25 protein-coding genes, 1 pseudogene and 1 other annotated feature are annotated in these 23,910 nt (G+C 38.9%); of the genes and pseudogenes, 2 read left to right on the top strand and 24 right to left on the bottom strand.

The window, feature by feature from the left end; translation table 11 throughout:
• Window positions 1-4: 4 nt before the first annotated feature.
• The 10 genes and pseudogenes from DBX25_RS03890 to nadB form a co-directional block, all read right to left on the bottom strand.
• Window positions 5-211, bottom strand: a complete 207-nt coding sequence (locus DBX25_RS03890; protein ID WP_108669469.1) for a DUF2905 domain-containing protein — start codon at window positions 209-211, stop codon at window positions 5-7.
• Window positions 208-1,209, bottom strand: coding sequence for a Holliday junction branch migration DNA helicase RuvB (ruvB, locus tag DBX25_RS03885; protein ID WP_108669468.1), 1,002 nt, complete (start codon window positions 1,207-1,209; stop codon window positions 208-210). The genes DBX25_RS03890 and ruvB overlap by 4 nt, the downstream gene beginning before the upstream one ends.
• Before the next feature lie 22 nt (window positions 1,210-1,231).
• Entirely contained in the window at window positions 1,232-1,837 is a 606-nt protein-coding gene (ruvA, locus tag DBX25_RS03880; protein ID WP_108669467.1) for a Holliday junction branch migration protein RuvA, read from the bottom strand.
• 111 nt (window positions 1,838-1,948) lie between these two features.
• Window positions 1,949-2,533: a BofC C-terminal domain-containing protein gene (locus DBX25_RS03875; RefSeq protein ID WP_240620143.1), complete on the bottom strand. Its 585-nt coding sequence runs from the start codon at window positions 2,531-2,533 to the stop codon at window positions 1,949-1,951.
• A gap of 179 nt (window positions 2,534-2,712) precedes the next feature.
• On the bottom strand, window positions 2,713-3,426 hold the full coding sequence (locus DBX25_RS03870; protein WP_108669466.1) for a YhcN/YlaJ family sporulation lipoprotein: 714 nt from the start codon (window positions 3,424-3,426) through the stop codon (window positions 2,713-2,715).
• 137 nt (window positions 3,427-3,563) lie between these two features.
• A complete protein-coding gene (locus tag DBX25_RS03865) occupies window positions 3,564-4,532 on the bottom strand; it encodes a phosphotransferase (protein ID WP_157950872.1) in 969 nt (322 codons plus the stop codon).
• A gap of 1,752 nt (window positions 4,533-6,284) precedes the next feature.
• A pseudogene (gene safA / locus DBX25_RS21740) lies at window positions 6,285-6,429 on the bottom strand (SafA/ExsA family spore coat assembly protein); the annotation flags it as partial.
• Between the two features lie 271 nt (window positions 6,430-6,700).
• Window positions 6,701-7,804 (bottom strand): quinolinate synthase NadA, encoded by a 1,104-nt coding sequence (gene nadA / locus DBX25_RS03855; RefSeq protein ID WP_108669463.1) that lies wholly within the window; start codon window positions 7,802-7,804, stop codon window positions 6,701-6,703.
• Window positions 7,805-7,816: 12 nt separating this feature from the next.
• Window positions 7,817-8,668 (bottom strand): carboxylating nicotinate-nucleotide diphosphorylase, encoded by an 852-nt coding sequence (gene nadC / locus DBX25_RS03850; RefSeq protein WP_108669462.1) that lies wholly within the window; start codon window positions 8,666-8,668, stop codon window positions 7,817-7,819.
• Window positions 8,622-10,235: an L-aspartate oxidase gene (gene nadB, locus DBX25_RS03845; protein WP_108669461.1), complete on the bottom strand. Its 1,614-nt coding sequence runs from the start codon at window positions 10,233-10,235 to the stop codon at window positions 8,622-8,624. Before nadB ends, nadC begins: the two co-directional genes overlap by 47 nt.
• Window positions 10,236-10,350: 115 nt before the next feature.
• Here nadB and DBX25_RS03840 point away from each other — a divergent pair, with 115 nt between their 5' ends.
• Together DBX25_RS03840 and DBX25_RS03835 are read left to right on the top strand one after the other, a co-directional pair.
• On the top strand, window positions 10,351-11,499 hold the full coding sequence (locus DBX25_RS03840; RefSeq protein ID WP_108669460.1) for a cysteine desulfurase family protein: 1,149 nt from the start codon (window positions 10,351-10,353) through the stop codon (window positions 11,497-11,499).
• Window positions 11,500-11,525: 26 nt separating this feature from the next.
• On the top strand, window positions 11,526-12,065 hold the full coding sequence (locus DBX25_RS03835) for a transcription repressor NadR (RefSeq protein ID WP_108669459.1): 540 nt from the start codon (window positions 11,526-11,528) through the stop codon (window positions 12,063-12,065).
• Window positions 12,066-12,174: 109 nt separating this feature from the next.
• Here DBX25_RS03835 and pheA read toward each other — a convergent pair whose 3' ends face one another.
• The 14 genes from pheA to DBX25_RS03765 all read right to left on the bottom strand — a co-directional run bounded on the left by pheA (window position 12,175) and on the right by DBX25_RS03765 (window position 23,842).
• Window positions 12,175-13,029 carry a prephenate dehydratase gene (pheA, locus tag DBX25_RS03830; protein ID WP_240620142.1) on the bottom strand — a complete coding sequence of 285 codons (855 nt, stop codon included), beginning with the start codon at window positions 13,027-13,029 and terminating at the stop codon, window positions 12,175-12,177.
• Between the two features lie 138 nt (window positions 13,030-13,167).
• Window positions 13,168-13,617 (bottom strand): ACT domain-containing protein, encoded by a 450-nt coding sequence (locus DBX25_RS03825; RefSeq protein ID WP_108669457.1) that lies wholly within the window; start codon window positions 13,615-13,617, stop codon window positions 13,168-13,170.
• Between the two features lie 42 nt (window positions 13,618-13,659).
• Window positions 13,660-14,949: a GTPase ObgE gene (obgE, locus tag DBX25_RS03820; protein ID WP_108669622.1), complete on the bottom strand. Its 1,290-nt coding sequence runs from the start codon at window positions 14,947-14,949 to the stop codon at window positions 13,660-13,662.
• The gene (locus DBX25_RS03815; protein WP_108669456.1) at window positions 14,949-15,548 is read right to left on the bottom strand and encodes a Spo0B C-terminal domain-containing protein; all 600 of its coding nucleotides are present in this window, start codon (window positions 15,546-15,548) and stop codon (window positions 14,949-14,951) included. The genes obgE and DBX25_RS03815 overlap by 1 nt, the downstream gene beginning before the upstream one ends.
• A gap of 170 nt (window positions 15,549-15,718) precedes the next feature.
• Window positions 15,719-16,009: a 50S ribosomal protein L27 gene (gene rpmA, locus DBX25_RS03810; RefSeq protein ID WP_108669455.1), complete on the bottom strand. Its 291-nt coding sequence runs from the start codon at window positions 16,007-16,009 to the stop codon at window positions 15,719-15,721.
• 12 nt (window positions 16,010-16,021) lie between these two features.
• Window positions 16,022-16,357, bottom strand: a complete 336-nt coding sequence (locus DBX25_RS03805; protein WP_108669454.1) for a ribosomal-processing cysteine protease Prp — start codon at window positions 16,355-16,357, stop codon at window positions 16,022-16,024.
• A gap of 12 nt (window positions 16,358-16,369) precedes the next feature.
• Window positions 16,370-16,678 carry a 50S ribosomal protein L21 gene (gene rplU, locus DBX25_RS03800; RefSeq protein WP_108669453.1) on the bottom strand — a complete coding sequence of 103 codons (309 nt, stop codon included), beginning with the start codon at window positions 16,676-16,678 and terminating at the stop codon, window positions 16,370-16,372.
• Between the two features lie 13 nt (window positions 16,679-16,691).
• Window positions 16,692-16,773: a sequence feature (ribosomal protein L21 leader region), on the bottom strand.
• A gap of 80 nt (window positions 16,774-16,853) precedes the next feature.
• Window positions 16,854-18,305 (bottom strand): Rne/Rng family ribonuclease, encoded by a 1,452-nt coding sequence (locus DBX25_RS03795; protein WP_157950870.1) that lies wholly within the window; start codon window positions 18,303-18,305, stop codon window positions 16,854-16,856.
• An 80-nt stretch (window positions 18,306-18,385) separates the two neighbouring features.
• A complete protein-coding gene (locus DBX25_RS03790; RefSeq protein ID WP_240620141.1) occupies window positions 18,386-19,252 on the bottom strand; it encodes a M50 family metallopeptidase in 867 nt (288 codons plus the stop codon).
• Window positions 19,245-20,018 carry a M23 family metallopeptidase gene (locus DBX25_RS03785; protein ID WP_240620151.1) on the bottom strand — a complete coding sequence of 258 codons (774 nt, stop codon included), beginning with the start codon at window positions 20,016-20,018 and terminating at the stop codon, window positions 19,245-19,247. Before DBX25_RS03785 ends, DBX25_RS03790 begins: the two co-directional genes overlap by 8 nt.
• A gap of 145 nt (window positions 20,019-20,163) precedes the next feature.
• Window positions 20,164-21,393, bottom strand: coding sequence for an MFS transporter (locus tag DBX25_RS03780; protein WP_108669451.1), 1,230 nt, complete (start codon window positions 21,391-21,393; stop codon window positions 20,164-20,166).
• Window positions 21,390-21,932 (bottom strand): NADPH-dependent FMN reductase, encoded by a 543-nt coding sequence (locus tag DBX25_RS03775; RefSeq protein ID WP_108669450.1) that lies wholly within the window; start codon window positions 21,930-21,932, stop codon window positions 21,390-21,392. The genes DBX25_RS03780 and DBX25_RS03775 overlap by 4 nt, the downstream gene beginning before the upstream one ends.
• 136 nt (window positions 21,933-22,068) lie before the next feature.
• A complete protein-coding gene (locus DBX25_RS03770) occupies window positions 22,069-22,710 on the bottom strand; it encodes a response regulator (protein WP_108669449.1) in 642 nt (213 codons plus the stop codon).
• A 13-nt stretch (window positions 22,711-22,723) separates the two neighbouring features.
• Window positions 22,724-23,842 (bottom strand): GAF domain-containing sensor histidine kinase, encoded by a 1,119-nt coding sequence (locus tag DBX25_RS03765; protein WP_108669448.1) that lies wholly within the window; start codon window positions 23,840-23,842, stop codon window positions 22,724-22,726.
• Window positions 23,843-23,910: the final 68 nt, after the last annotated feature.

Raw genomic sequence — 23,910 nt, 5'->3', positions numbered from 1 at the left:
TGTCCTATTTTAGCCTTCCAATAACATAAAAAATTAATGAAAGTACCACACTGACGATAATGGAGGTCACAATAGGGAAATAAAAAGTAGCATTCCCTTTTTTTATCAGAATATCTCCTGGCAACTTACCTATCTTAATAAACTGGGCTAAGAAACCCAAGATTAGTAAGATTGCCCCTAAAATCATCATTATCTTAGGAATTCCAGTCATTTTACTGGTACCTCCCTACCAAAATGCTGGTATACAAGGTCCGTTGCAATCCTACCCCTTGGAGTACGTTGAAGAAAGCCGATTTGAAGTAAATAAGGTTCATAAACATCTTCAATCGTATGCGATTCTTCTCCAATTGTTGCAGCAATTGTTTCTAACCCTACCGGACCACCTCGAAAACGATCTAATAAATTCAATAGGAGCTTATGGTCTATATGATCGAGTCCACGTCTATCCACTTGCATCAACTCAAGGGCATATTGTGCAAGATCAAATGTAATTTCCCCGGAGCCTTTAACCTGGGCGAAATCACGCACCCTACGTAAAAGACGATTAGCGATCCGGGGAGTTCCTCTAGACCGTTTTGCCAATTCAACAGCAGCTAGCTCTGATAATTCTGTCTCCAGTATATCTGCGGTCCGAAGAAGGATTTCTTTTAGTTGTGCTTCTTCATAATATTCCAATCTACTTAGGACACCGAAACGATCTCTCAATGGAGCAGTTAATGATCCCGCTCGTGTAGTGGCACCAACTAGAGTGAACGGAGGAAGGTCCAAGCGAACAGAACGTGCTGTTGGCCCTTTACCGATGACAATATCCAAGCAGAAATCCTCCATTGCCGGATAGAGAACTTCTTCAACCGTCCTTGGCAATCTATGAATTTCATCAATGAAAAGAACATCACCTGGCTCCAAGGAGCTTAAAATCGCCGCTAGGTCACCTGGTCGTTCAATGGCTGGACCTGCTGTAGTGCGAATATTAACACCCATTTCATTGGCAATAATCGTTGCCAATGTTGTTTTCCCCAATCCTGGCGGGCCGTATAGAAGAACATGGTCAAGAGCTTCCTCCCTCATTTTCGCAGCTTCAATAAAAACGTGAAGGTTTTCTTTCACCTTATCCTGCCCAATGTATTGCCGAAGATTTTGAGGTCTTAAGCTTTGTTCGAAAGAAATTTCCTGTAGATCAGCTTCTTGATTAACGATACGCTCTTCCATGTTCTTCCCTCCTTTTTATCAATCACTTTAGCATCAATTGTAACGCCTTCTTAATATAGGCCTCTGTAGTTAATGTTTCTTTTTGTAAATCCTTCGCAGCTCTTTGAACTTCTTTATCTGAATACCCTAAAGCTTTTAACGCTTCCATTGCTTCATCGAGAGAATCAGAATAAGATGAATTCTGAACAGTTTCAAGCTTATTATTAAACAAATTCGGGAAATAATCTGGAACGATATTCTCTAATTTTCCTTTTAAATCCAAAATCATTTGTCTAGCCGTTTTTTTGCCCACTCCAGGAAACTTTAATAGGAATTTTTCATCTTCATTTTCAATCGCTTGAACAACCTGTTCCACTTGACCAGAGGCCAATATGGCTAATGCACCTTTAGGTCCAATTCCGGTAACATTGATTAACTTAAGGAATAAAGCCTTTTCCTCTCTACCCTTAAAGCCATAAAAGGCCGCAATATCTTCACGAACATAATGGTGAACATAAACTTTCTCTTGTTTGCCAGTGGAAAAAATAAAAGGATTAGGCGTCATAATAAGATACCCGATCCCCCCATTATCCACGACTATGTATTCTGGACTAATATAATCCACGGTACCAGTAATATAATCGAACAAATTTTCCCTCTCCTACAGTTTGCTGTACAACATTGTAACATACAATCCTATAGAAGTTAAAGAAGTGAAACAGGAAATACCGAGAGGACTATACTCCGCTCGGTAATATCTCTAGTCTTGCATTCCTAAAACTGAATAAGGTTTGTAGGCTTCTAGCACCTGAACATATTGATGTTTGTCCAAGATTCGAATGCCATGCTTCAATTCTTCATATTTCAACCCTTCTAGTTTCTCTACATCAATTTGGAAGAAGGAGTGAATGATATCAGCACTATCTGGTCTTCCATTAAAAATGGAGAGAGTTCCATCCTCCGTAATTCCAAAATAACCGTTTGCCTTTAGCAACGGTGAAATATCATCCATTTTTTTCTTAAATATCATCCTATTATTATTTTGATCAACGAGCTGCCAATCTCTATATTGAGCCCACAAATCTTCCATTGCTAAGATTTCAACCATAACAGTCTCTTCACTGACATCTCCATCCAAGTATTCTCTCAATAGAACGATTTTTCTTTTTAATGGTTTGGAGGGAATCATGACTTCTTGTAATTCTGCTGTATTATTCTTGACAAGTTTTTGCTTTGCTTCTTTAGCAAAGCTTTCTTCTCCTAGCGTTGTAGAGATAGCAAATAACAGGATGGATAAAAATAAAAACAATATGTAATACCTTTTTGAAAAAGTGCGCTTTAACATAAACTCACCTCATGGTGAAAGATTGATTCATTTCATCATAATTGAATAAAAAATATAATTCTTTACCCATAGTCTGTCCGCACATGCTATTTTTAACCATTTAATTTAGAGAACTTGCCTTTATACATTTGTAATGTTCATACCATAAAAAAGGAGGCAGCAATCGCCCCCTAAATCAATTACTCACTATGTTCGAGATGGTTGGACAAATCTTTCAGCATATTATCAGCCTTCATTTGGTCAATTTTACTTCCTCCACCATCACGAAGCCCATTATCTAATGACTGCACATAATAGTACACACCCGAATCTGTTAGGATATATACCTTCTTATCCCCGGCTAACGGTTTTAACTGTTTCTCTAATCGTTGCTTCGTTTCTTGAGACTTATCAAAGTCTGTAATCAAAACAGCAATCATCGCTTTATTACCATTGATGACTGATCTGGCTGCTTTTACATTGTCATCTTTCTCAGCAGCTTGGGAAAGCTTTTCAGCCAATCTTCCCTCATACGCTGTATAGTAAGAGGCTCTTGCCGGTCGGGTCGTTACCAAGTGATTATGATAGTTCTTATCATCTCGATTATAATCACCATCTTGTCTAAACCACCCTTGATCACGGTCTGAAATAGGAACAGTAGGGTTTCCATCATGTTCTAGTCTCTCTTTTTCTCGACCTTCGTAATAACCATTGTAGTCATTCATCATGTGAGGAACAGGTGCCTGTTCATCAAGCAAAATCGCATTCCCTTTTTCTTCCTTGTGATTCGTATAATAACCCACATTTTCAGTCATGTTATTTACAGAATCTCTTGCTTCTTCCTTTGTAGAACATCCGGTAATCCCAGCAATCGCTAGGAGCGTTACTGGAACCAATATCGTTTTCTTGCCCAATAGGAAAACCCCCTTTTCCTTACACTTGAGTAGGTAACCTGTTTGGACAGTCTTACCTTCTCCTTACTAGTGTTTAAAGAAACGGAGGTTTTAAGCCAAAAAAATTATAGGTATTTCTAATAAATTTTGGAGGTACTTTACTCTCCTACCATTTTGGACAAAGAAGTATAAAACTTCATTCGTTCAGCATATTGTTCGACCGTTAATTTCCAAATTGAGTGGACATAAATTTGGTTATGGACTAAATTATCACGGAAGATTCTATTCCATTCCCTAAATATATCAGCAGGGAATGCCAGAGCATATAAGAAAGCAGTATTGGACTTATATTTGTTGATTTCAGGATAATCCCAAATTTCCTCAAAATCATGTAAATAAGGAAGAATTCGATTCGCATATTGGAGTATGTCTAATATAGGGGGGCCGGAAGATATTAAGTCAAAATCAATGATAGATAAAGCTCCATTTTTCTTTCGCAAAAAATTATGGTGGGCCACGTCGCCATGAAGCACTGTATTTTCTTCTTTTTTCAGATAACCATAATATTTAGCCAATCCTTCCAATGACCACCTTCCCCATTCAATATACGATGCAATGATTGAATCAGCCACGAAGGTTTGAACAGAAGGTACAAATTGTTCGAAAACTTTAAGTCGCTCTTCCCACTTTTCTTTTTGGCGAAGTTTAGGCAAAGACTTTCCCGTTGGAGAAATAAATCCTTTCCCTGCTTCATGAAACTTGGAAAGAAGAATCAATCCTTCAACCCTGTCAGTCTCTTTTTTATAGGAGAATTTTTTTGAACGTGGGGGAAGAAACTCAATTAACGTATATGTTAAACCTCTATATAAAAAAATCTTCTGATCTTCACGAAACTTATAGGTCTCATAAAAGCCTTGCTCATACAGATAAGAAGTGAATGCTATTTGAAGTTCCATTTTTTCATACGAGGAAAATCCTTTTAATAAGAAGGTTCCCTCATTTGTATAAATTACATATACATTGCTTCTTAGCTTAATGTATTTCAACAATATTAAGGAACATTCTTCCACATAATCAAGGAGACGAGTGTAGAATACACTGTCTCCCTCTAAATGATTAACGTTCATACTCGCTGCTTTCATCAGCAAATCTTGGCATTTCAAAGGTCTGAGGATTTACTGGCATTTGAGATGAACCTGGAAACATTCCAGGGAAATTTTGCATCGTACCTTGTTGCATCATCCCAGGATAAGGTTGCCCTGTACCTGTAAATGGCATTTGACCCGTTGGTGGTTGTTGTCCTCCCATGAATGGCATTTGACCCGCTGCTGGCTGCTGCCCTCCCATGAATGGCATTTGACCTCCTGATGGCTGCTGTCCTCCCATGAATGGCATTTGACCTCCTGATGGCTGCTGTCCTCCCATGAATGGCATTTGACCTCCTGATGGCTGTTGGCCTCCCATGAATGGCATTTGACCCGCTGGTGGCTGTTGGCCTCCCATGAATGGCATTTGACCCGCTACTGGCTGCTGTCCTCCCATGAATGGCATTTGACCCGCTACTGGCTGCTGTCCTCCCATGAATGGCATTTGACCCGCTGCTGGCTGTTGTCCTCCCATAAACGGCATTTGACCCGCTGCTGGCTGTTGTCCTCCCATAAATGGCATTTGGCCCGCTGCTGGCTGTTGTCCTCCCATAAACAGCATTTGACCCGCTGCTGGCTGTTGTCCTCCCATAAATGGCATTTGGCCGCCAGGCATTTGCATACCATCAAGTCCTGTTTGAGGGTACCCCATTTGTTGTGGCATCGGTATTTGCGGTGCAGCTCCTGCTCCTTGCACCATTGAAGAGGATTCTGGAGACTCATAATCCCCACACCCACAATCTTCTTCTTGTTCATACTGTGCTCCTGCTACGTTCATCGGCATAACGTTTCCAAAAGGCATTTGGTGACCAAATGGCATCATTTGATGACCCATCATATGAGAGGAAGACTCACCTAAGCTCGATGATTCAACCTGATATTTATGGGGAACGAATGAAGGCAAACCTTGGGCTTGTGGGACGCTATATTGGTAAGCTTGAGGTTGATTCATTCCTGGATATGGCATTGGTGGCATATGCCCAAATGGTGGTTGTTGCATCCCGTAAGGTTGTTGATGTCCTGGGAATGTTCCTCCCATAATAAATGAAGAGGATTCCATCGAGCTTGGGCTTTCTTCCATCATAGGCATTGGCATATGTTGGTACATTGCCCCTTGGACCATTGGAAATGCCCATGGATGACAAGGAGGGCAAAAACCCGTTCCTGGCATAAGTGGTGTAATAGGTATACATTCCGGTTGAGCTATCGGTGCTTGCACAACTGGGCTTTCCGGACTTTCTTCTTTCATCGGTTTCATAATATTAGTTGGTTTTTGTGGCATGAGTGGTACATTTACAGGCGCTGGTTTCATTTTATTCATGTTCACCAAATAGTAATTATTAATATCTATTTCGGGAACCACGGGTTTTGTTTTAGGTGCTTCTTTCATAATTGGTTTTTGTGGCAGTGGTGCTTCTTTCACAATTGGTTTCTCTTTTACGATGGGAGCTTCTTTTACAATCGGTTGCTCTTTCACGATTGGCTTTTCTTTCACGATTGGAGCTTCTTTCACAATTGGCTTTTCTTTTACGATCGGAGCTTCTTTCACAATCGGTTGCTCCTTCACAATCGGAGCCTCTTTCATGATTGGTTGCTCTTTCACGGTTTCTTTTTGGCCGGCAAGCTGTGAAGATAACGGAACTTCTTTCACGGCTCCTCCATGGATAGGTGCTTCTTTTTTAACACCGTATTTAATCTTTGCTGAACCTTCTTTTGATGCAGAAGCATTTGGGTTTGGTATTTTAATTTTCATACCCGGCATTATCATATCTGGATTGCTAAGTTGTGAATTTAGTTTTTTTAATTCTTCAAAATTCACGCCATAATGTTTGGCTAATTTCCATAGGGTATCCCCTTTTTGGACAATATGAATTTTCACTCTGATTTCCCTCCTATGCATATGTCCTTATATACTATGAAGCATTGGGCAAAGTGCTAACATTTTTCATCAAAACTTATGCATCATAAAATGAAATTATGATGTCCCTACGTAATTCTTTTTGCTGTTATGAGGTTTCCCCCCTCTTCTAAGGGGATTCAATCCTTTAATGATAAGGAAAAAGATGTTAGGAAAGACTTAAATAGTTGGATTTGTCCCCATGAAACAAAAAACAAGCCTAATTTAGAAAACAGGCTTGTTTGAGGGTTCACTATGCTCTTTGTAACATTCTATCTAACGCTAATATTGCGTAATCCGCCACTTCTTGTTCAACTTTGATGATATTGATTGGTTCTCCTGCCTCTATGCTTTCCAGTGACCAGAGCAAATGAGGGAGGTCGATTCGGTTCATTGTAAGGCATGGACACATGTATGGATTCAATGAAATGATTTTCTTGTCAGGATGGCGATCCATCAATCTCTTCACAAGGTTCATTTCCGTTCCAATGGCCCACTGTGATCCTGGTTCTGCTTGTTCAATCATTTTGATAATGTAAGCAGTTGATCCATTATAATCTGACTTTTCAACTACTTCTCTACTACATTCCGGGTGAACAAGGATGTTCATTTCAGGATATTGCTCGCGTACGTATTCGATATTTTTGATCGTGAAATTTTCATGAACAGAACAATGACCTTTCCAAAGAATGACCTTGATTTTTTGGATATCTCCTTCATAATCAAGAACTTCATTGATAGGATCCCAAATTGCCATTTGTTCAAGTGGTACCCCAAGGTCATAAGCAGTATTTCGACCTAAGTGCTGGTCCGGCAAAAACAGTATCCTTTCTTTCTCAGTAAAAGCCCAGCTTACCATTTCTTTAGCATTCGAAGAAGTAACCGTTGCTCCACCATTCTTTCCTACAAATGCTTTAATTGCGGCAGTTGAGTTCACATATGTCAGTGGGATAATAGAATCCCCAAATATTTTGGACAAATTCTCCCAGGCTGATTCAGTTTGATGAATGTCCGCCATGTCCGCCATGGAACAACCTGCTCTCATATCAGGTAAAATAACGAGTTGATCATCTGTTGTTAAGATATCTGCAGTCTCCGCCATGAAGTGGACTCCACAGAATACTATATATTTTGCTTCTTTATTATCCGCAGATACTTGAGCCAGTTGTAGAGAATCTCCTGTAGAATCAGAGTGAACCACCACTTCTTCCCGTTGGTAGTGATGCCCTGGAATAAACAAAGATTTTCCCAACCTTTGTTTAATCTCGTTTATTTTCACATGCATTTCTTCATCGGTCATGGATTTATACTTTTCAGGCAGCATAGTTGTACCTACTACTTGTTCAAGAATGCTCATGAGTTTTCCCCCTTACAGTGTAATCGTTTCATGATTGTATACTTTGGCGCTAATATCGAGTGATTTAACCGAGTGAGTTAAGCTACCAAGGGAAATGTAATCAACACCGCAATCACGATACGAAGCTAAATTGGTTAAATTGATTCCTCCAGATGCTTCAGTAATGATATGAGGTGGGACAAGTTTTATCAATTCTTTAATCTCCTCGGGACTTCGATTGTCAAACATAATAATGTCAGCACCGGCTTCTACTGCCTCTAAAACTTGTTCTTGTGTTTCAGTTTCCACTTCAACTTTTACCGTATGTCCAATCTTGCTCTTAACTAAGTTAACAGCATTTGTGATTCCACCTGCGAAATCGATATGGTTATCCTTAATCATCACCGCATCATAAAGCCCCGTTCTATGATTGAATGCTCCGCCAGTCCGTACCGCAAATTTTTCAAGCATGCGTAATCCTGGCGTTGTCTTTCTTGTATCACAGACTCTTGTTCCGGTGCCTTCCAAAATTGAAGAGGCTCTCTTTGCAGCTGTCGCAATGCCACTCATTCTTTGGACAAGGTTTAGCACTACGCGTTCACATGTCAACAAATCGCTCATTTTCCCTTCCATCACAGCCAGCAATTGGCCTGGCTCAATTTCCTCACCATCATTCACCAGCACATTTACCTTCAAATTGGTATCCATCATGGAAAAACCAATCTCAATAACTGACTTTCCGCAAAACACACCGTTTTCTTTGGCAAGAAACTGTAGTTTTCCAAGGTTGTGTTGTTCAAACAGTGATTCACTTGTAATGTCGGCTTCCCCTATATCCTCAATAAAAAAAGCTTCCAGCATTTGTCTTAGCTTCAGCTTGTTCATATAAAGCAGTCCCCTTTTTAGTTGAAATTAAATGGTTTTTTGTAAACGAAATGGTACGATTTCTCCATTTATAATCATTTTCGAATGGAAAATCACTTCTAAAATGTCCTCCTCTACTTTCAGTTCGAAGAAGAGCAGCCTCCGTAATAATCCATGCATTAATTAACATCAACACGACTTTACATTGTTCTGGGGATAGTCCTTGTAAACGAATGTAAAGAAGGGACGATAAATCATATCTTTCTAACCAGTCTTTAATTGTTCTTAACCCTTTTTCATCCCTAACAATCCCGACGTAACGCATCATCATCTTTTTGATTTCTGATTCGTTCGGCAAATGTAAGGATAAATCTTCTCTTGAATCCACAAAATCCAAATCAATGGTTTGCAATGAATCATTTAGAGAACTTAAATAATGGCCTAATTCTTTGCCATAAACCAATCCCTCTAATAAAGAATTGCTAGCAAGGCGATTAGCTCCGTGCAACCCCGAACAGGATACCTCTCCAACAGCGTATAGACCTGGAATAGAGGTTCTACCCTTCGTATCAGTAGAAATTCCTCCCATTAAAAAATGACTTCCAGGAGCGACAGGGATTTTACCCTTTGTTAAATCAATTCCGCTATCCTTACAATAAGTTGCAATTGAAGGGAATCGAACTTCAAAATCCTTAATCATGGAGATATCCAAGTACACACGATCACCTATCTCTAAATGAGAAAAAATGGTTTGTGATACCACATGGCGAGGAGCCAAGTCTTTTAAGACATGCTGTCCTTCCATGATTTTCATTCCACATGCATTGACTAAAATTGCACCTTCGCCTCGGACTGCCTCTGAAATGAGTCCAGATGCCCTTCCATGGCTGAATAACAAGGTTGGGTGGAACTGTATGAATTCCATATCCCTGACCACTGCTCCTGCACGGATGGCTAATGCTATTCCATCGCCTGTTGCATTCTGGGAATTTGATGAATATTCATAGAGTGCACCGCAACCGCCCGTAGCAAGGACTACATGACGAGCAAAATAGTGCATATATTGCCCATTTTCATTGACTGTCATTACTCCAACACAATGTCCTGATTTATTGACTAATAATTCTATAGCAGTCTCACATTCCGAAATGTTAACATTAGAACTAGACAACTTATTTAATAAATGGTTGATGATACCCTTTCCAGTGGCATCTCCATTAAAATGGAGAATCCGCCTTACACTATGGGCACCTTCCATACCTAATGAAATGTTTCCACTTTCATCCTTATCAAAACACATGCCATCTTCTATCAATTGCCTAATAGCATCTGGTCCTTTTTCGACTAAACTATTTACAGCTGCTAGATCATTGTAATATCTACCTGCATCTACTGTATCTTTTCCATGTAATGCAGGTGAGTCTTTATCTGAAAAGGCCGCTGCGACACCACCTTGAGCTAAATATGAATTGCTATCTCTCAACTTAGACTTTGTGATGATTCTCACATTCTTTACCTTGCTTGATTCAATTGCTGTTTGAAGTGCAGCAATCCCACTGCCTATAATAATAATGTCATTGGTAAACATTGGTCTTCCTCCTGTTATTACAGGTGTCTTGACACTTATATTTACACATTATTAAACTATTGACAAGAGTTTTTTACTTTGCTATTTTTTTATACTTACAAATGGATGTGATACCATGATTTATTTCGATTACGCGGCTACTACTCCAATACACCCTACAGTCCTTGAGTTGTATTTAAACGTTTCCAAAAATTACTACGGAAATCCAAGTAGTTTACATGATATTGGGGGAGAAGCCAAACAGCTTGTAGATCATGCGCGGATATCGATTGCTTCTCATTTTGCAGTTCCTTCAGAGACTATTATCTTTACAAGTGGAGGAACAGAAAGTAATCGATTGGCACTAGAAACATTGTTATGGAACACACCAAAACACCATAACCACATTTTACTATCAAAAACTGAACATTCCTCCATCACACAATTCATTCATAGTCTTAGTGATCGTGGTTTTGAGGTCGAATACATTCCTCACCAAAAAGACGGTATGATTGATTTAGATTCTTTAAAAGCATTAATACGAGAGAATACAGGCTTAGTTATTGTTCAACATGTAAATCCCGAAATTGGAGTTATTCAACCTATTGAAAAAATCCATTCCATTTTGAAGAATCATAAAGCTTTTCTTCATGTGGATTGTGTACAATCATTCGGAAAGCTTTCACTAAAGAGTATTGCTAAATGTACAGACAGTCTTTCTATTTCAAGCCATAAAATTTATGGTCCAATGGGTGTCGGAGCGGTGGTATTTCCAAAAATCCAATCGTTACAACCACCATTACATGGAATCAATCACGAATTTGGGTTCCGCTCAGGAACAGTCAATGTTCCAGGTGTAGTCGCATTTGCTTTTGCTGCAGAACGACTAGTGAAAAGGGATGTAAATCATAATACACCATCAGATTTACGCAAATTATTACTCGAAGGGTTACTTGAGAAAGGCGTCTTATTTCAAGAAATTAAGGCTTTCTCCGATCAGAATCAGTTACCAGGTATTGTTGGATTAATTTTTTCCGGAATGCAAGGACAATTTGTTATGATGGAATTAAATCGAGCAGGGTTTGCGGTTTCAACAGGTAGCGCCTGTCAAGTTGGGATGCAATCCCCCTCAAAAACGATGGTTGCAATCAATATCCCAGAGATTGAGGCCAAGGGGTTTGTAAGGATTTCATTTGGGGAAGATACGAACGAACAAGATGTTAGAAAACTTATAAACGCCATCTCAAAGTGTGTGAAACCTATTCAAACGGTTTATTATGAATAATTCAAGATTCAAGGAGGAAGCTCTACATGATTGACAAAACCAAATTATTAGGCGATGAGAGAAGAGAAGTCCTGCTGAATTTATTAAAGGAAAGTAGGAACCCTTTAACTGGTAGCGAATTGGCCAAGAGAGCAAACGTTAGCAGACAAGTCATCGTAGGTGACATAACCCTCCTTAAAGCACGAAATGAACCTATTCTAGCTACGAGTCAAGGTTATATTTATATTCAACCTATGGAAAACAGGGAAATTCATGAAAAAATTGTAGCATGTTTTCATAAACCAGAACGGGCAGAGGAAGAGCTCAATTTACTAGTGGATCTGGGCGTTACTGTTAAAGATGTAAAAATCGAACATCCTGTCTACGGTGATTTAACTGCATCCATCATGGTCAGTAACCGAAAAGAAGTGAAAAACTTTATGGAAAAAGTGAATAGCACTAATGCTACATACTTGTCCGAATTGACGAACGGTGTTCACCTACACACTTTATCTGCTCCAAATGAAAGATTGCTGAATGAAGCAGTGGAAGTGCTACGCCAAGCAAATTTATTAATGGAAAACTAAGTGTCGGACTGACTTTTTTAGTCAGTCTTTTTTTGATAACTCCAAACCTGGTAAAAAAATTAAATGTCAGGCACTTCAAGGAGCACCTGACATCTAGAAAAAAAGAAAATTAATTAAAAGAATAGCTTGGATAACTTCCTAGGAGAGTTACCTTACTTCCTAACGCTTCTAATTCCTGTATGGCTCCAGGTATCAAAACATCATCCATCTCCTGTTCGATATCTACAATGAAAAAGTAATTCCCTAATCCCGTTTTCATAGGCCGAGATTCTATTTTGGAAAGGTTAAGTTTTCTCCACGAAAACGCAGATAAAACTTGATGAAGCGCCCCTGCGTGATCATCGGGTAACACAATCATTAAAGAAGTTTTCATCCCTCTAAACACCGAATCGTTCTTTGGAAAATGAATATTTTCCTTTCCAACTACTATGAATCGTGTATGGTTATGATCATAATCGTGAATATTCTCCTTAACTGTTACAAGACCATATTCTTTGGCTGCAAGTTCATTCGCTATAGCTGCATATACTTTATCACTTTTTTCATTTACCAATTTGGCCGCAGCGGCCGTAGAAGTCACACTTTCACAGGGTATCCCTTTTAGTTCCCTATGGAGAAATTTATGACATTGGGCAAGGGCGTGAGAGTGTGAAAAAATCCCCTCTGCTTCCCTCCATCTACCAACATGCTCAGGGTGCACCATTAAATGTTGACGGATTGGTGCTATAATCTCGCCTAATATAGGAAGATGGATTTCATGAATTAAATAATCCAACGTAATGTTGACGGATCCTTCTAATGCGTTTTCCAGAGGGACTACAGCATAGTCCGTTTCATCGCTACTCACGGCATCAAGACATTCAGGAATCGTAAGCATAGGTTGTTTATGCCACCCTGTAAAAATGGATGAAACAGCTAAATCTGTAAAAGTGGCAATTGGACCTAGGAATGCAATTGTTTTCAAGTGACTAATCTCCTCTTCCATTCATCTGTTCGTAAAAAATTACTGTTAATCTTAGACTATTTTCAGAATATTATCAATAACAATTAGAACAAAAATAAGACCTGATGAACACATTGTTCACCAGGTCTTATTATTTTTTTAAGCGCCAGAACTTAGCACTTCCACTTTGTCAACAAATTCAAGCTTCCTCATGCTTGAGAGCAAAGAATCCATATCTGTTTTCATATCGCTTACATTTAATGAAAGGGTTACGTTCGCCCTTCCTTGTAGAGGAATGGTCTGGTGAATGGTCAAAACGTTACAGCCTGTCTTTGCCACAATGGACAGAAGCTCTGACAACGTCCCTGATCGATCTTCGAGATGGAAAAAAAGAGTGATGATTTTTTCCTTGACTATCGTATGGAAAGGAAACACAGTATCACGGTACTTATAAAAAGCACTCCTACTTAAATCAACCTTCTGAACGGCCTCCCAAACGGATTCCGCTTTTCCTCTTTCAATCATTGCCTTTGCCTCCAATGTTTTTTGCATGGCTTCCGGCAAAACATCCTCTCGAACAAGGTAAAACTTTTTATCTGTTTTTTTCAAATGAACTCACCTCAATGAGCCTTATTTACATATCGTACTATACTACTCAACAAACTCAAATTCGTATTCAAGAAGCCTTACTGTGTCGCCATTTTGTGCGCCTCTTTCACGTAGGGCATCATCAACACCGAACGAACGAAGCTGACGAGCGAAACGTTTGATTGACTCATCTCGACTAAAGTCAGTCATCTTGAACAGCTTTTCAATTTTTTCACCTGTTACCACGAACGTACCATCCGGCTCACGTGTAATGAAGAACTCTTCAGGTGCCGTTTCATGTTTGTACATGACATGATGAACCCCTGTTTCCTCCACTTCATGATCAAGAGGGAAGGTTGGTGTGTCTTCTAATGTATCCGCTACTGCGAATAACATGTCACGTACTCCTTCTCGAGTAAGAGAGGAGATTGGGAAGACCTTGACATCTTCACCTAATTTTTCTTGGAAAGCTTTTAGATTCTCAGCTGAATCCGGCATATCCATTTTGTTAGCAGCAATAATCTGCGGTCTTTCAGTTAAACGAAGGTTATATTCCTTCAACTCTTTATTTATCGTAAGGTAATCCTCATAAGGATCTCTGCCTTCTAATCCAGACATGTCAATAACATGGACAATAACACGAGTTCTTTCAATATGACGCAGGAACTGATGTCCTAAGCCAACTCCTTCGTGTGCCCCTTCAATCAATCCTGGTAAGTCTGCCATAACAAAGCTTCTACCATCTTCAGTCTCAACAACCCCTAAGTTCGGTACTATCGTAGTAAAGTGGTATTCTGCAATCTTTGGCTTAGCTGCAGAAACGATCGATAGAAGTGTCGATTTCCCAACGCTTGGGAAACCTACTAAGCCTACATCAGCCAATACTTTTAATTCAAGAATAATATATCTTTCTTGTCCTGGTTCTCCATTCTCCGCAATTTCAGGAGCAGGATTTGAAGGAGTAGCAAAACGAGTATTCCCTCTACCACCTCGGCCTCCTCTTGCGATGACAGCACGTTGTCCATGAACAACAAGGTCAGCAATGATTTCTCCCGTATCCTCATCTTTCACGACAGTACCTGGTGGAACTTTAACAATCATATCTTGAGAGTTTTTTCCATGTTGTCCTTTTGACATACCATGTTCACCTCTAGGCGCCTTGAAATGCCTTTGGTAACGGAAATCTATTAATGTACGTAGTCCTTCTTCCACTTCAAAGATGACATTTGCACCTTTTCCACCATCTCCACCAGCTGGCCCCCCGTTTGGTACATACTTTTCTCTGCGGAAGGCAACCATTCCGTTTCCACCGTCTCCGCCTTTAACATATATCTTTACCTGATCGACAAACATCATAATTTACTCACGTCCTTGCTTTCATCTTGTGCTGTGCTCTCGACATTATCATTGTTTTTGCAATTAGCCCAGACATGGAAAACCAATTCTGTTTCATCGGCTTCTTCTATATCTAGTTCCAGGTCTTCATGCAGATTTTGGTTCAAATGCATTAATAATTCATTATTCTTTTCTATCTTTCCCTGTATGTCAAAGGAAAAACGGATTTTTCCTTCTATTTGCATTATGGTAATTTTCAATGTATTTTCATGGAGTAGGCTAAGTGAGGACGATAATATGTTGAGGAATCTGCTTGTCCATCTTGAAATGCTTTCGTCAACCGACTGACAGCCATGATCCATCCCAATTACTTCAAATTCCACTGAATATGAATATTCCATCCAATTTGCGGTAAGCAGCAATTCCGTCAGTTTCGGCATGTCTAAATTGGATAAACGCGCTTCATTATTTGCTTCTAGGATGATTTCTTCCATGATAAGCCTTGCCCGATCCGGTTTGTTCAAATCAAGATTTCCTTTGATTAACTGCATTTTATTAAGCCAATCATGACGGGAATAGCGCAACAGATCAATTGTTGTCCACTGTTTTTTTTCCATAAAAAAACTCCCAAGAAATATAGTATAAGTATTGTATGAACGATATTTGCTATAAGTATTAGTTCCAATTATGGGAGAAAGGACTTCAATAGCAACTAAAAGTCTTTCATTTATATATTATATAATAAGAAAACTCTAACCAAACGGTTAGAGTTTTCTAAGTTGCAACATTAAGCTTCTTGTGCAGCTGGATATACGCTAACTTTTTTGCGGTCACGGCCGAAACGTTCGAAACGAACTACGCCATCAACTTTAGCAAATAAAGTATCATCTCCGCCACGGCCTACGTTTTCACCCGGATAAATCTTTGTACCGCGTTGACGGTAAAGGATAGAGCCGCCTGATACGAATTGACCATCGCCCGCTTTAGCACCAAGGCGCTTTGCGATTGAGTCACGTCCGTTCTTTGTAGAACCTACTCCCTTTTTGGAAGCGAAGAACTGAAGATCTAATCTTAACATATGTTCCACCTCCTATTTGCTGAGGGTTATTTTCATGTATTTTCCATAATCACGTTCAATCGTCTGTAGGGATACAAGCATCGTTTCCAATATGAGCTGGACTTTATCCTGTGACTCCTTTGGAAGGTCCTCAGGAATTTCACAATGAAGATAGCCTCCATTTCCCCCTTGATCGATTTTCGGTTGAACATCGGTCAAAGCGAATATGCTATTAACAGCTCCAAAGGATACGGCTGAAACACCAGCACAAACAATATCCTGCCCATGCTTTGCAAAATTGGCATGTCCGTTTAATGTGAAGGACGAAATCCTTCCATCGGGACGATAATCCATTTTGATGGTAATCATTCAATCATACCCTTAAGCGTTGATTTTGCCGATAACAACTTTAGTGTAAGGTTGACGATGACCTTGCTTTTTACGGTTGTTTTTCTTCGCTTTGTATTTGAAAACGATGATCTTCTTTTGACGACCATGCTTCTCAACAGTACCAGTAACAGTTGCACCGTTAACTAGTGGGCTTCCAACTTTAACGTTGTCGCCTCCAACGAATAAAACTTTGTCAAATGTAACTGCTTCGCCTGCTTCCACGTCTAATTTTTCAACGTAGATTACATCACCTTCAGTTACTCTGATTTGCTTACCGCCAGTTTCGATAATTGCGTACATACTTGCACCTCCTCTAATGTCTAAGACTCGCCAATCACAGGCGTTTTGCATAAAACAAAACCTTACATACCTGATCTGTGCGGTTGTAGCACGGGTGCGCTACAAACATAACATTAAAATCCTACCATGAACTAGATTAAGTGTCAACAAGAAAAGTGGATTTCACCTTCCTACCCTATTTCCAGGATCCGAATTCTCGAATAACATAAGTAGGCTTCCCTGCATCTAATACCTTGAAATGAACGGCTTTTCTAAGATGCTTTTCTAGCTCTTGTTTATATATGATATTTTCACCTTCATAGAGGCTTATGACATCTTTTGTTGCTTCAATAGTAACAAAATCCCCATCATGATGTTGGAATTGTCTCAGTTCTCTTTCCAGCTTGAAAGCGATTGTCTGTGGACTTTCTACGCTACCATGTCCGTTACATGTTTCACAATTTATCATAAGCTGTTTAGACAAGGGTGGATTTTGCCTTTTTCTTGTTAATTGGAGTAAACCCAATTCTGTAAAACCAACAAGATGCACATGACGGTCATCCTGATGCTGTTCTTCTTTCATGGCATGAAGAATTGCCTGTTGGTTTTGTTTCGTTTTCATATTAATAAAATCCACAAGAATGATACCACTGATGTTTCGTAATCTAATTTGTCTCATGATTTCTTTAGCTGCCATGATATTCGTTTGCTTTATCGTCACTTCTTTATCTTGCTTTCCTGTAAATTTCCCAGTATTTACATCAATTACAGCTAATGCTTCTGTTTCTTCAATGATGATATAGGCGCCATGGTCAAGCCAAACGATTCTTTTTTGCAGTTTTTCAAGTTGTGCTTCGATATTAAAGTGATGAAAGATATTTTCTTTTTCTCTGTAATAGTGAATGGACCAGTCAAGTGACTCCTGTTGATCCAACCAATTTTTCAACAGTTGATACAAATCGATATCATCAACCCATATTGCCCCAGTTTTCTCTTTTAGCAAGGCGTCCTTCAGTCGATCAGGAAAATCATTTTTCTTTTGCAATACATCTCCGACTTTCGCATTTTGAAGACGTGAAGAAAGCTGATTATATTCTTTCCTCAATTGATCGAGTTCTTTTATTAACCCCTGTTCCTCCATACCGGACATTCCTGTTCTGATTAAAAGACCTTCATGTGGACTTCTAATCTTCGATGCAGTGTCTATCCATCTTCTTTGTTCCTCTTCTGACATTTTCTTGGATACAGAACAATGAGTATGTCCATACATGTAAACCAGTCTTTCTGTTGATAGCTCGATAATCCCTGTCAGCTTTGCCCCTTTTCCGTCAATTTCATCCGATATGGCCTGGACCATGATTTTTTCTCCTTGATGGAGGAAAGATGTAATCGGTTTGGATTGATCACTTGCTAATCGAAACGAAAGTAGCTGCTCCTTATGTAGGAATCCATTCTTTTCTTTTCCAAAGTTAACAAAAGCAGCGTCCATCCCTGGTACTACTTTTTCCACTCTACCAACGTATATATTTCCAACTATGCTTTGATTTTCATCTAACCAATTCTCAAAGGCTTCCAATTTATTTTGTTTCAATAAACCAAAACGTTTTTCTCGGATGCCATTATGAACTATCAATTTTTTTTCTAACAAACAAAAAACCTCTCTTCTCGTTTGAAGAAAGGATACCATAACTACTACAGATAATGTAGTTCCATCGACATCTAATATGTTTAATAGGAAAATAATAAGTCTCCAACTTTTCCATGAATCTGCTTATCAGAAAAATACGCATGAAGGAGTTCAGTTTCATCTAACATTCCTCGCTCCTTGCCGTTTTTCATAATGATGATTGGATGCTTACTCCCTCGCTGAAATTGTTCCAGTACTTTATAAATTTTCATATTTTCATCTGCTTCAATAGGGGAAAGGGCATATATATCATCATACTTCCCATAGTGCCTTTCCAATAAAAATCGAATGAACGAATAGTGGCGTTGCTTCCACTCCATCCAAATCGAAAAAAGAATGAATCCTACCATAATCCAAGCACTTAAGTTTAATGGAGAAAACATGAAGATTAGTATGGCGAAAGTGAAGCAAAATAGCGCGGAAAGCTGTAATGTCCTTTCCTGGCTTTTCATATACGACTTTCTTTTAGATAGGGTTAAGAGTAATAGCTTTCCCCCATCTAAAGGCCATATCGGCAATAAATTAAAGCAAAAGACGCCCAAATTTAAATACAAGAATATTTTAAAAAGGTCGTTAGGTAATAACCCTATATTATTTAACACATATGCAACAACTACTAACCATAGATGTTGTAATGGCCCAGCAAGCGTCACCACCAAATCTTCTTTTAAAGGACGGTTTCCATGTTCTTCAGTCTCCATGGCTCCCCCAAAGGGAAGTATAGAAATCGACTTTATCCTCCACTTATAATAGTGGGCAGCTGCAGCATGACCCATTTCGTGAACCAATAAAATTAATAACAGCATAAGGATATGAATGAAATGTGCAGTCAGAACCGATAATCCTGCAATCACCCAGAGAGTAGGATGAATCCGGACTTTAGGAAACAAACCAAAATATTTAATCAAACGATATCACCTGATTCGGATCGATGAAAGAATCACCTGATTTAATCGCGAAATAAAATTCACCCTTGTCACTTTCCTCACTTTTTGAAACAGTCCCAAGCTCTTTTCCTTTTTCTACGAACTCATAAAGTTTGACATCAATCTTTTGAAGATGACCATACCAGGACTCTGTTTTATTACTATGCTGAATAATGACTGTTTGGCCAAGCCCATCCTTAACCCCTGCAAAAAGGACTAAGCCTTCATTCATTGCTTCCACTTTAGAATCTTTCCCCGTCTCAATCATAATGCCTTCCCCGTTGACCTCAAAACTTTGAGAAATTTTCCCGGATGCTGGGACCGCATAAGTAACCGTTCCTTCGTTTTCTTTTTTACTGACTTCCATGCTTTCTTTTTGTTTTTGGTCCGGTAAAAAAGCTATGGGCTTTCCAAATGTTTCTTCATACCAATCAGTAATCGCTGCAAATTGTAATTCATAGGAAAGAGATTTCTGCACCAACTCCCTAGGCTTATCCAATTTTACGGAAGGATGCTTGAAAAGAACGGCGGTACCAATGAGGAGCAAAGCTGCTGCAAGAACCTTAAACAACATCATTTCCTTGTTAAACAGTGGATGACTGTCGTCCGATACTTCATAACTAGAGAATGAACCGTTTCGGTTTCGATCATTTTCGTAGATGGTATTCCAATCACGAGATCGACTGTCTTTCATCTTTTTTCGTTTTGCAATACGGTTTCGTATTTCCTTTCTTCGATTACTCATCATCACCTATCCCGGGCTCCTTTTATCGATACTTTGTATCAATGTATGAGCGACTTGTCCAACCTATTCTTGAAATACATAAAATCTAGAACAAGAGTAGAAAATGCAATAAGCCAAAAAGGCCCCTGATTGCTCAGAAACCTTTGACCTAAATGGTAGAAGATTGTCCTATTACACTAACTTTTTCATTTTTCCATAATTTTTTCCAAGAGAAATAAATCGTCACTGAAGCGATTAGCATCAAAATGCTTAGAATTCCAAAGCTCAAGATGACTCCTGTCTCTGCTAAATTTGTAAAGATGAGGAGAAGGAGTATACGGATGGCAAGCCCAATTGCTCTAAATAGACTATCAATCCTTCCGATAATTTCATTAGGAATATGATCCATCATAAATGAATTTCTAGCTACTCTAACACCTGAGTTACCAATTGCAATAAAGAACATACATCCAAGATAGAGTGGCAAACTGACCCATACAATCAGTGAAATAAATAGAGTATAACAAAACACAGTCCATACCATCGTTTTTTCATTGCCTAGCTTCTTTGCAACAAGTGGGATCATCATCCCAGCAAACATAGCTCCCAGGCCATAGACCATACTTTGCAATCCATAGATGGATTCTTCCGCTTTAAGGACTTCCGATAGATAGACTGGGAACAGGTAATTCGTCATCATTACACCTATAAAAGGCATAACAGATGCAATCAGAAACAGAAACATGATTGGTCTCTTTGACATAAATCTAAACCCTTCAGTCATTTTCCTAGTAAATCGATCACTGTTCTTTTCAACCGCTAACCTCTTATATGGAATTCTAGCAAAGAAATAAATGGCAATCAGATAAGTGAATGCGTCCAGGACTAAAATCCATTGTAACTCCACTTTAATCATTAGGAAGCTTGCTACTGCACCGGCAATCATACTTGATAATTGCCCTTGCACCTCCATCATTCCGTTTAGTGCTTTAAAGTGGCTTTTCTCAAATACCTCTTGATTAAAAGCAAACATTGCTGGATAAAAGAGAGTATAGTAAAGACTTCCAGTAAAATACAGAACGATATAATGCCATGTTTCATATGTTCCTCCTGTTAGCCCAATTCCTGCAAACACAACCAGCATAATAAAACCGAATATTTCACCTACTAGCAATATGTTTTTTCGAGACCATTTATCAACCAAAAAGCCGATTGATGGTGTAATCATAAAATTGATGATGGTCATAACTAACGTAATATATCCGAATAAAGCAGAACCATTCTCAGACGTAACCAACAACCAAGGAATCGCAATCATCGTTATTCCTGAACCAATCGATGAAGCTATGTTCGCTACTAGGATCCTTCGAAACCGAAAATCCTTATAGAGTGTATTCAACGTACTCCCTCCCTCTCTCTTTGTAGTAGGTAGAACTCCGTGTACATTTTCAGCTCATCTATTAGTTTTTCGATATTGCATAAAGCCTCCTCCAATATTATCTGATTTTTATAATCAAAGTCTTTTGGATCAAGAACAATTTGTTTAGGCAATACATTCGCATATAGTGAACGACCAGTTGTGCGCATATTGTTTAAAGCATTAATCCCCCCTTTGCCTCCCCCTGCAACCGCAATGAGGGACACTGGTTTATTGGCAAAGTATTCACTACCTAGGAAATCGAGCGCATTCTTTAATGCTCCACTCATTGCACCATGATACTCTGGTGAGGTTAAAAGAATGCCATCCGAGGTTTTTACTGCATTTTGTAAATGTAGGACTGAAGGATCTTGTTCCTGTGAAGCATCTCCATTGAATAGAGGTAAAATTAGTGCACTTAAATCAATAATCTCCATTTCATATTTTTCTGACATATTTTTAACCGCTAATGTCGTACGCCCTGCTTTTCTTGGACTACCATTAATAATTAGTAATTTCATATCCGTTCTCTCCTTGGTATTTGTTACTTTTAGTATAGGGAGAGCACAGATTTCCAGCCTCATTCAATGGCCAGAAAATTTTTTAAGATAATAGACCGATAGAAAAAAGAAAAACTCTACAACTATAGTCGTAGAGTCACACTTTATGAATACCTTGCTTTACCGCATATAGAGCAGCCTGAGTTCGGTCATGTAAATTTAACTTGGCGAGGATATTAGATACATGTGTTTTAACTGTTTTTTCAGTGATAAACAACGAAGACGCTATTTCTTTGTTGCTTTTCCCGGATGCAATTTCACGTAAGACCTCAATTTCTCGAGAAGTAAGTTCATCGATTGGATTGCGCTCGGACTTTTTTCCTTGAATATGAGATATCAAATGTGCTGTGACCGATGGATCCAGCCCACTTTCCCCTCTCATCATAGCTTTTATCGCAAGAACCAGTTTATCAGGATCACTATCCTTTAACTGATATCCCTTTGCTCCTGCTTCTAGGGCAGGAATGGCGTGATGCTGATCCGCAAAGCTTGTTAGAATTAAGATTTTAATATTTGGATTTTGCTGTTGAATTAATTTAGTAGCCTCAATTCCATCTAGTATTGGCATTGAAAGATCCATTAACATGATATCAGGATTTAGTACAGCCGCTTTTTCAACAGCCACCTGACCATTTTCTGCTTCTCCAACAACCGTGAAGCCTTCTTGAGATTGGAGGAACAGTACTAATCCTTTTCTCACAATATGGTGATCATCCGCAATAACGATTTTTATTGTCAACTTAGAGTCCCTCCTAAAATGGAATGGTTACTGCAATGGTTGTACCTTTGCCTCGCTCACTTTTAAATTGAAAGCTTCCATTCAATGATACAACTCTTTGTTTCATATTTTTTAATCCCCAGCTAGGAAGCTCTAAATCTGGTTGATAATCGAAGCCTTTTCCATAATCAGTGATACTCATATGTACTTTTTCCTTTTTTAATTCAATTGATAAATTAACTTCGTTACATCCAGAATGCTTATGGCTATTATTAAATGCTTCTTGTGCAATACGGAAAAGTGACTCTTCAACATGGGCAGGTAATAATGCTGTCCCCTTTACGTTGCTATGGACAGTAAGCCCAATCATCTGACCATAACCACTCAAGGCACAGATAATACCCTTTTCTAGCTCCTTAGGCCTTAATTGCCAAATAAGCGCCCGCATTTCAGCTTGTGCCTCAATAGCAAGATTTTGAATGTCAGAGAAGGTTTCTATAATCTTTTCTTTTTGGTGTAGTGAAGCACCCACTTTAGCCATGAGATTCATAGAAAATAGTAATTGATTTACAGAATCGTGTAAATCTTGAGCCAATCGATTGCGTTCCTCCACTAGTGCAAGTGCACGGTGCTTTTCGGTCAAATTAATTCGTTTGATTGTATTACCAATTTGTAATGCAATTGACTCCAATAAGGCTAGTTCTTCATTCTTAAAGGTTTCTTTGCTTGGGGATGCAATATTTAAAATCCCGAATTTTTCATTTCCTGACTTCAAAGGAACCGAGGCATGATGAGTGAGTCCAAACGTCTCTCCCCATTGATTTTCAATCGCATCTTCTAATCTTTTACATCCGATGATATTAACTGCTTTATCCAGTCTTCCATCTTTATATCGGTCTAAGCACCAACAATTCCCCCTAATCATTGGTGTATGTGTCTCATTCATTAATGCAGGGGGCAAATTAACTGAGGCCACTAGCTCATAATTTTCATACTCATCAAGCAAGAAAATCCACCCTGTACCAAAACCTGTAATTTCAAGAAGTTTCTCCAATACTTCATTTAAAACCATATTAAGATCAGTACCATTATTTAAAGTTTCAGCTATCTCTTTTAAAATGACCAATTCAGATAAGTGGTTTTTAGATTTCATACCTGTTCTCCTACTTCGTTCTTCTTTTTATTATACATTTCAAATTATTGTATGTGTATATATATTGG

The organism is Peribacillus acanthi, assembly GCF_003073175.1.
Lineage (GTDB): Bacteria > Bacillota > Bacilli > Bacillales > DSM-1321 > Bacillus_BN > Bacillus_BN acanthi.
Note: the sequence above shows the minus strand (reverse complement) of the source record. Positions and strands in the feature narration are given on the sequence as shown.

Bases quoted from the DNA above. Each gene is read 5' to 3' on its own strand.
- DBX25_RS03765 (WP_108669448.1), bottom strand. From the start codon at position 23,842: ATGAAATCTAAAAACCACTTATCTGAATTGGTCATTTTAAAAGAGATA.
- rpmA (WP_108669455.1), bottom strand. From the start codon at position 16,009: ATGTTAAGATTAGATCTTCAGTTCTTCGCTTCCAAAAAGGGAGTAGGT.
- DBX25_RS03840 (WP_108669460.1), top strand. From the start codon at position 10,351: ATGATTTATTTCGATTACGCGGCTACTACTCCAATACACCCTACAGTC.
- ruvB (WP_108669468.1), bottom strand. From the start codon at position 1,209: ATGGAAGAGCGTATCGTTAATCAAGAAGCTGATCTACAGGAAATTTCT.
- DBX25_RS03815 (WP_108669456.1), bottom strand. From the start codon at position 15,548: ATGGAAAAAAAACAGTGGACAACAATTGATCTGTTGCGCTATTCCCGT.
- nadC (WP_108669462.1), bottom strand. From the start codon at position 8,668: ATGAACAAGCTGAAGCTAAGACAAATGCTGGAAGCTTTTTTTATTGAG.
- obgE (WP_108669622.1), bottom strand. From the start codon at position 14,949: ATGTTTGTCGATCAGGTAAAGATATATGTTAAAGGCGGAGACGGTGGA.
- DBX25_RS03875 (WP_240620143.1), bottom strand. From the start codon at position 2,533: ATGTTAAAGCGCACTTTTTCAAAAAGGTATTACATATTGTTTTTATTT.
- rplU (WP_108669453.1), bottom strand. From the start codon at position 16,678: ATGTACGCAATTATCGAAACTGGCGGTAAGCAAATCAGAGTAACTGAA.
- DBX25_RS03775 (WP_108669450.1), bottom strand. From the start codon at position 21,932: ATGAAATTACTAATTATTAATGGTAGTCCAAGAAAAGCAGGGCGTACG.
- DBX25_RS03805 (WP_108669454.1), bottom strand. From the start codon at position 16,357: ATGATTACCATCAAAATGGATTATCGTCCCGATGGAAGGATTTCGTCC.
- DBX25_RS03890 (WP_108669469.1), bottom strand. From the start codon at position 211: ATGACTGGAATTCCTAAGATAATGATGATTTTAGGGGCAATCTTACTA.
- nadA (WP_108669463.1), bottom strand. From the start codon at position 7,804: ATGAGCATTCTTGAACAAGTAGTAGGTACAACTATGCTGCCTGAAAAG.
- DBX25_RS03785 (WP_240620151.1), bottom strand. From the start codon at position 20,018: ATGATGAGTAATCGAAGAAAGGAAATACGAAACCGTATTGCAAAACGA.
- DBX25_RS03865 (WP_157950872.1), bottom strand. From the start codon at position 4,532: ATGAACGTTAATCATTTAGAGGGAGACAGTGTATTCTACACTCGTCTC.
- nadB (WP_108669461.1), bottom strand. From the start codon at position 10,235: ATGTTTACCAATGACATTATTATTATAGGCAGTGGGATTGCTGCACTT.
- DBX25_RS03835 (WP_108669459.1), top strand. From the start codon at position 11,526: ATGATTGACAAAACCAAATTATTAGGCGATGAGAGAAGAGAAGTCCTG.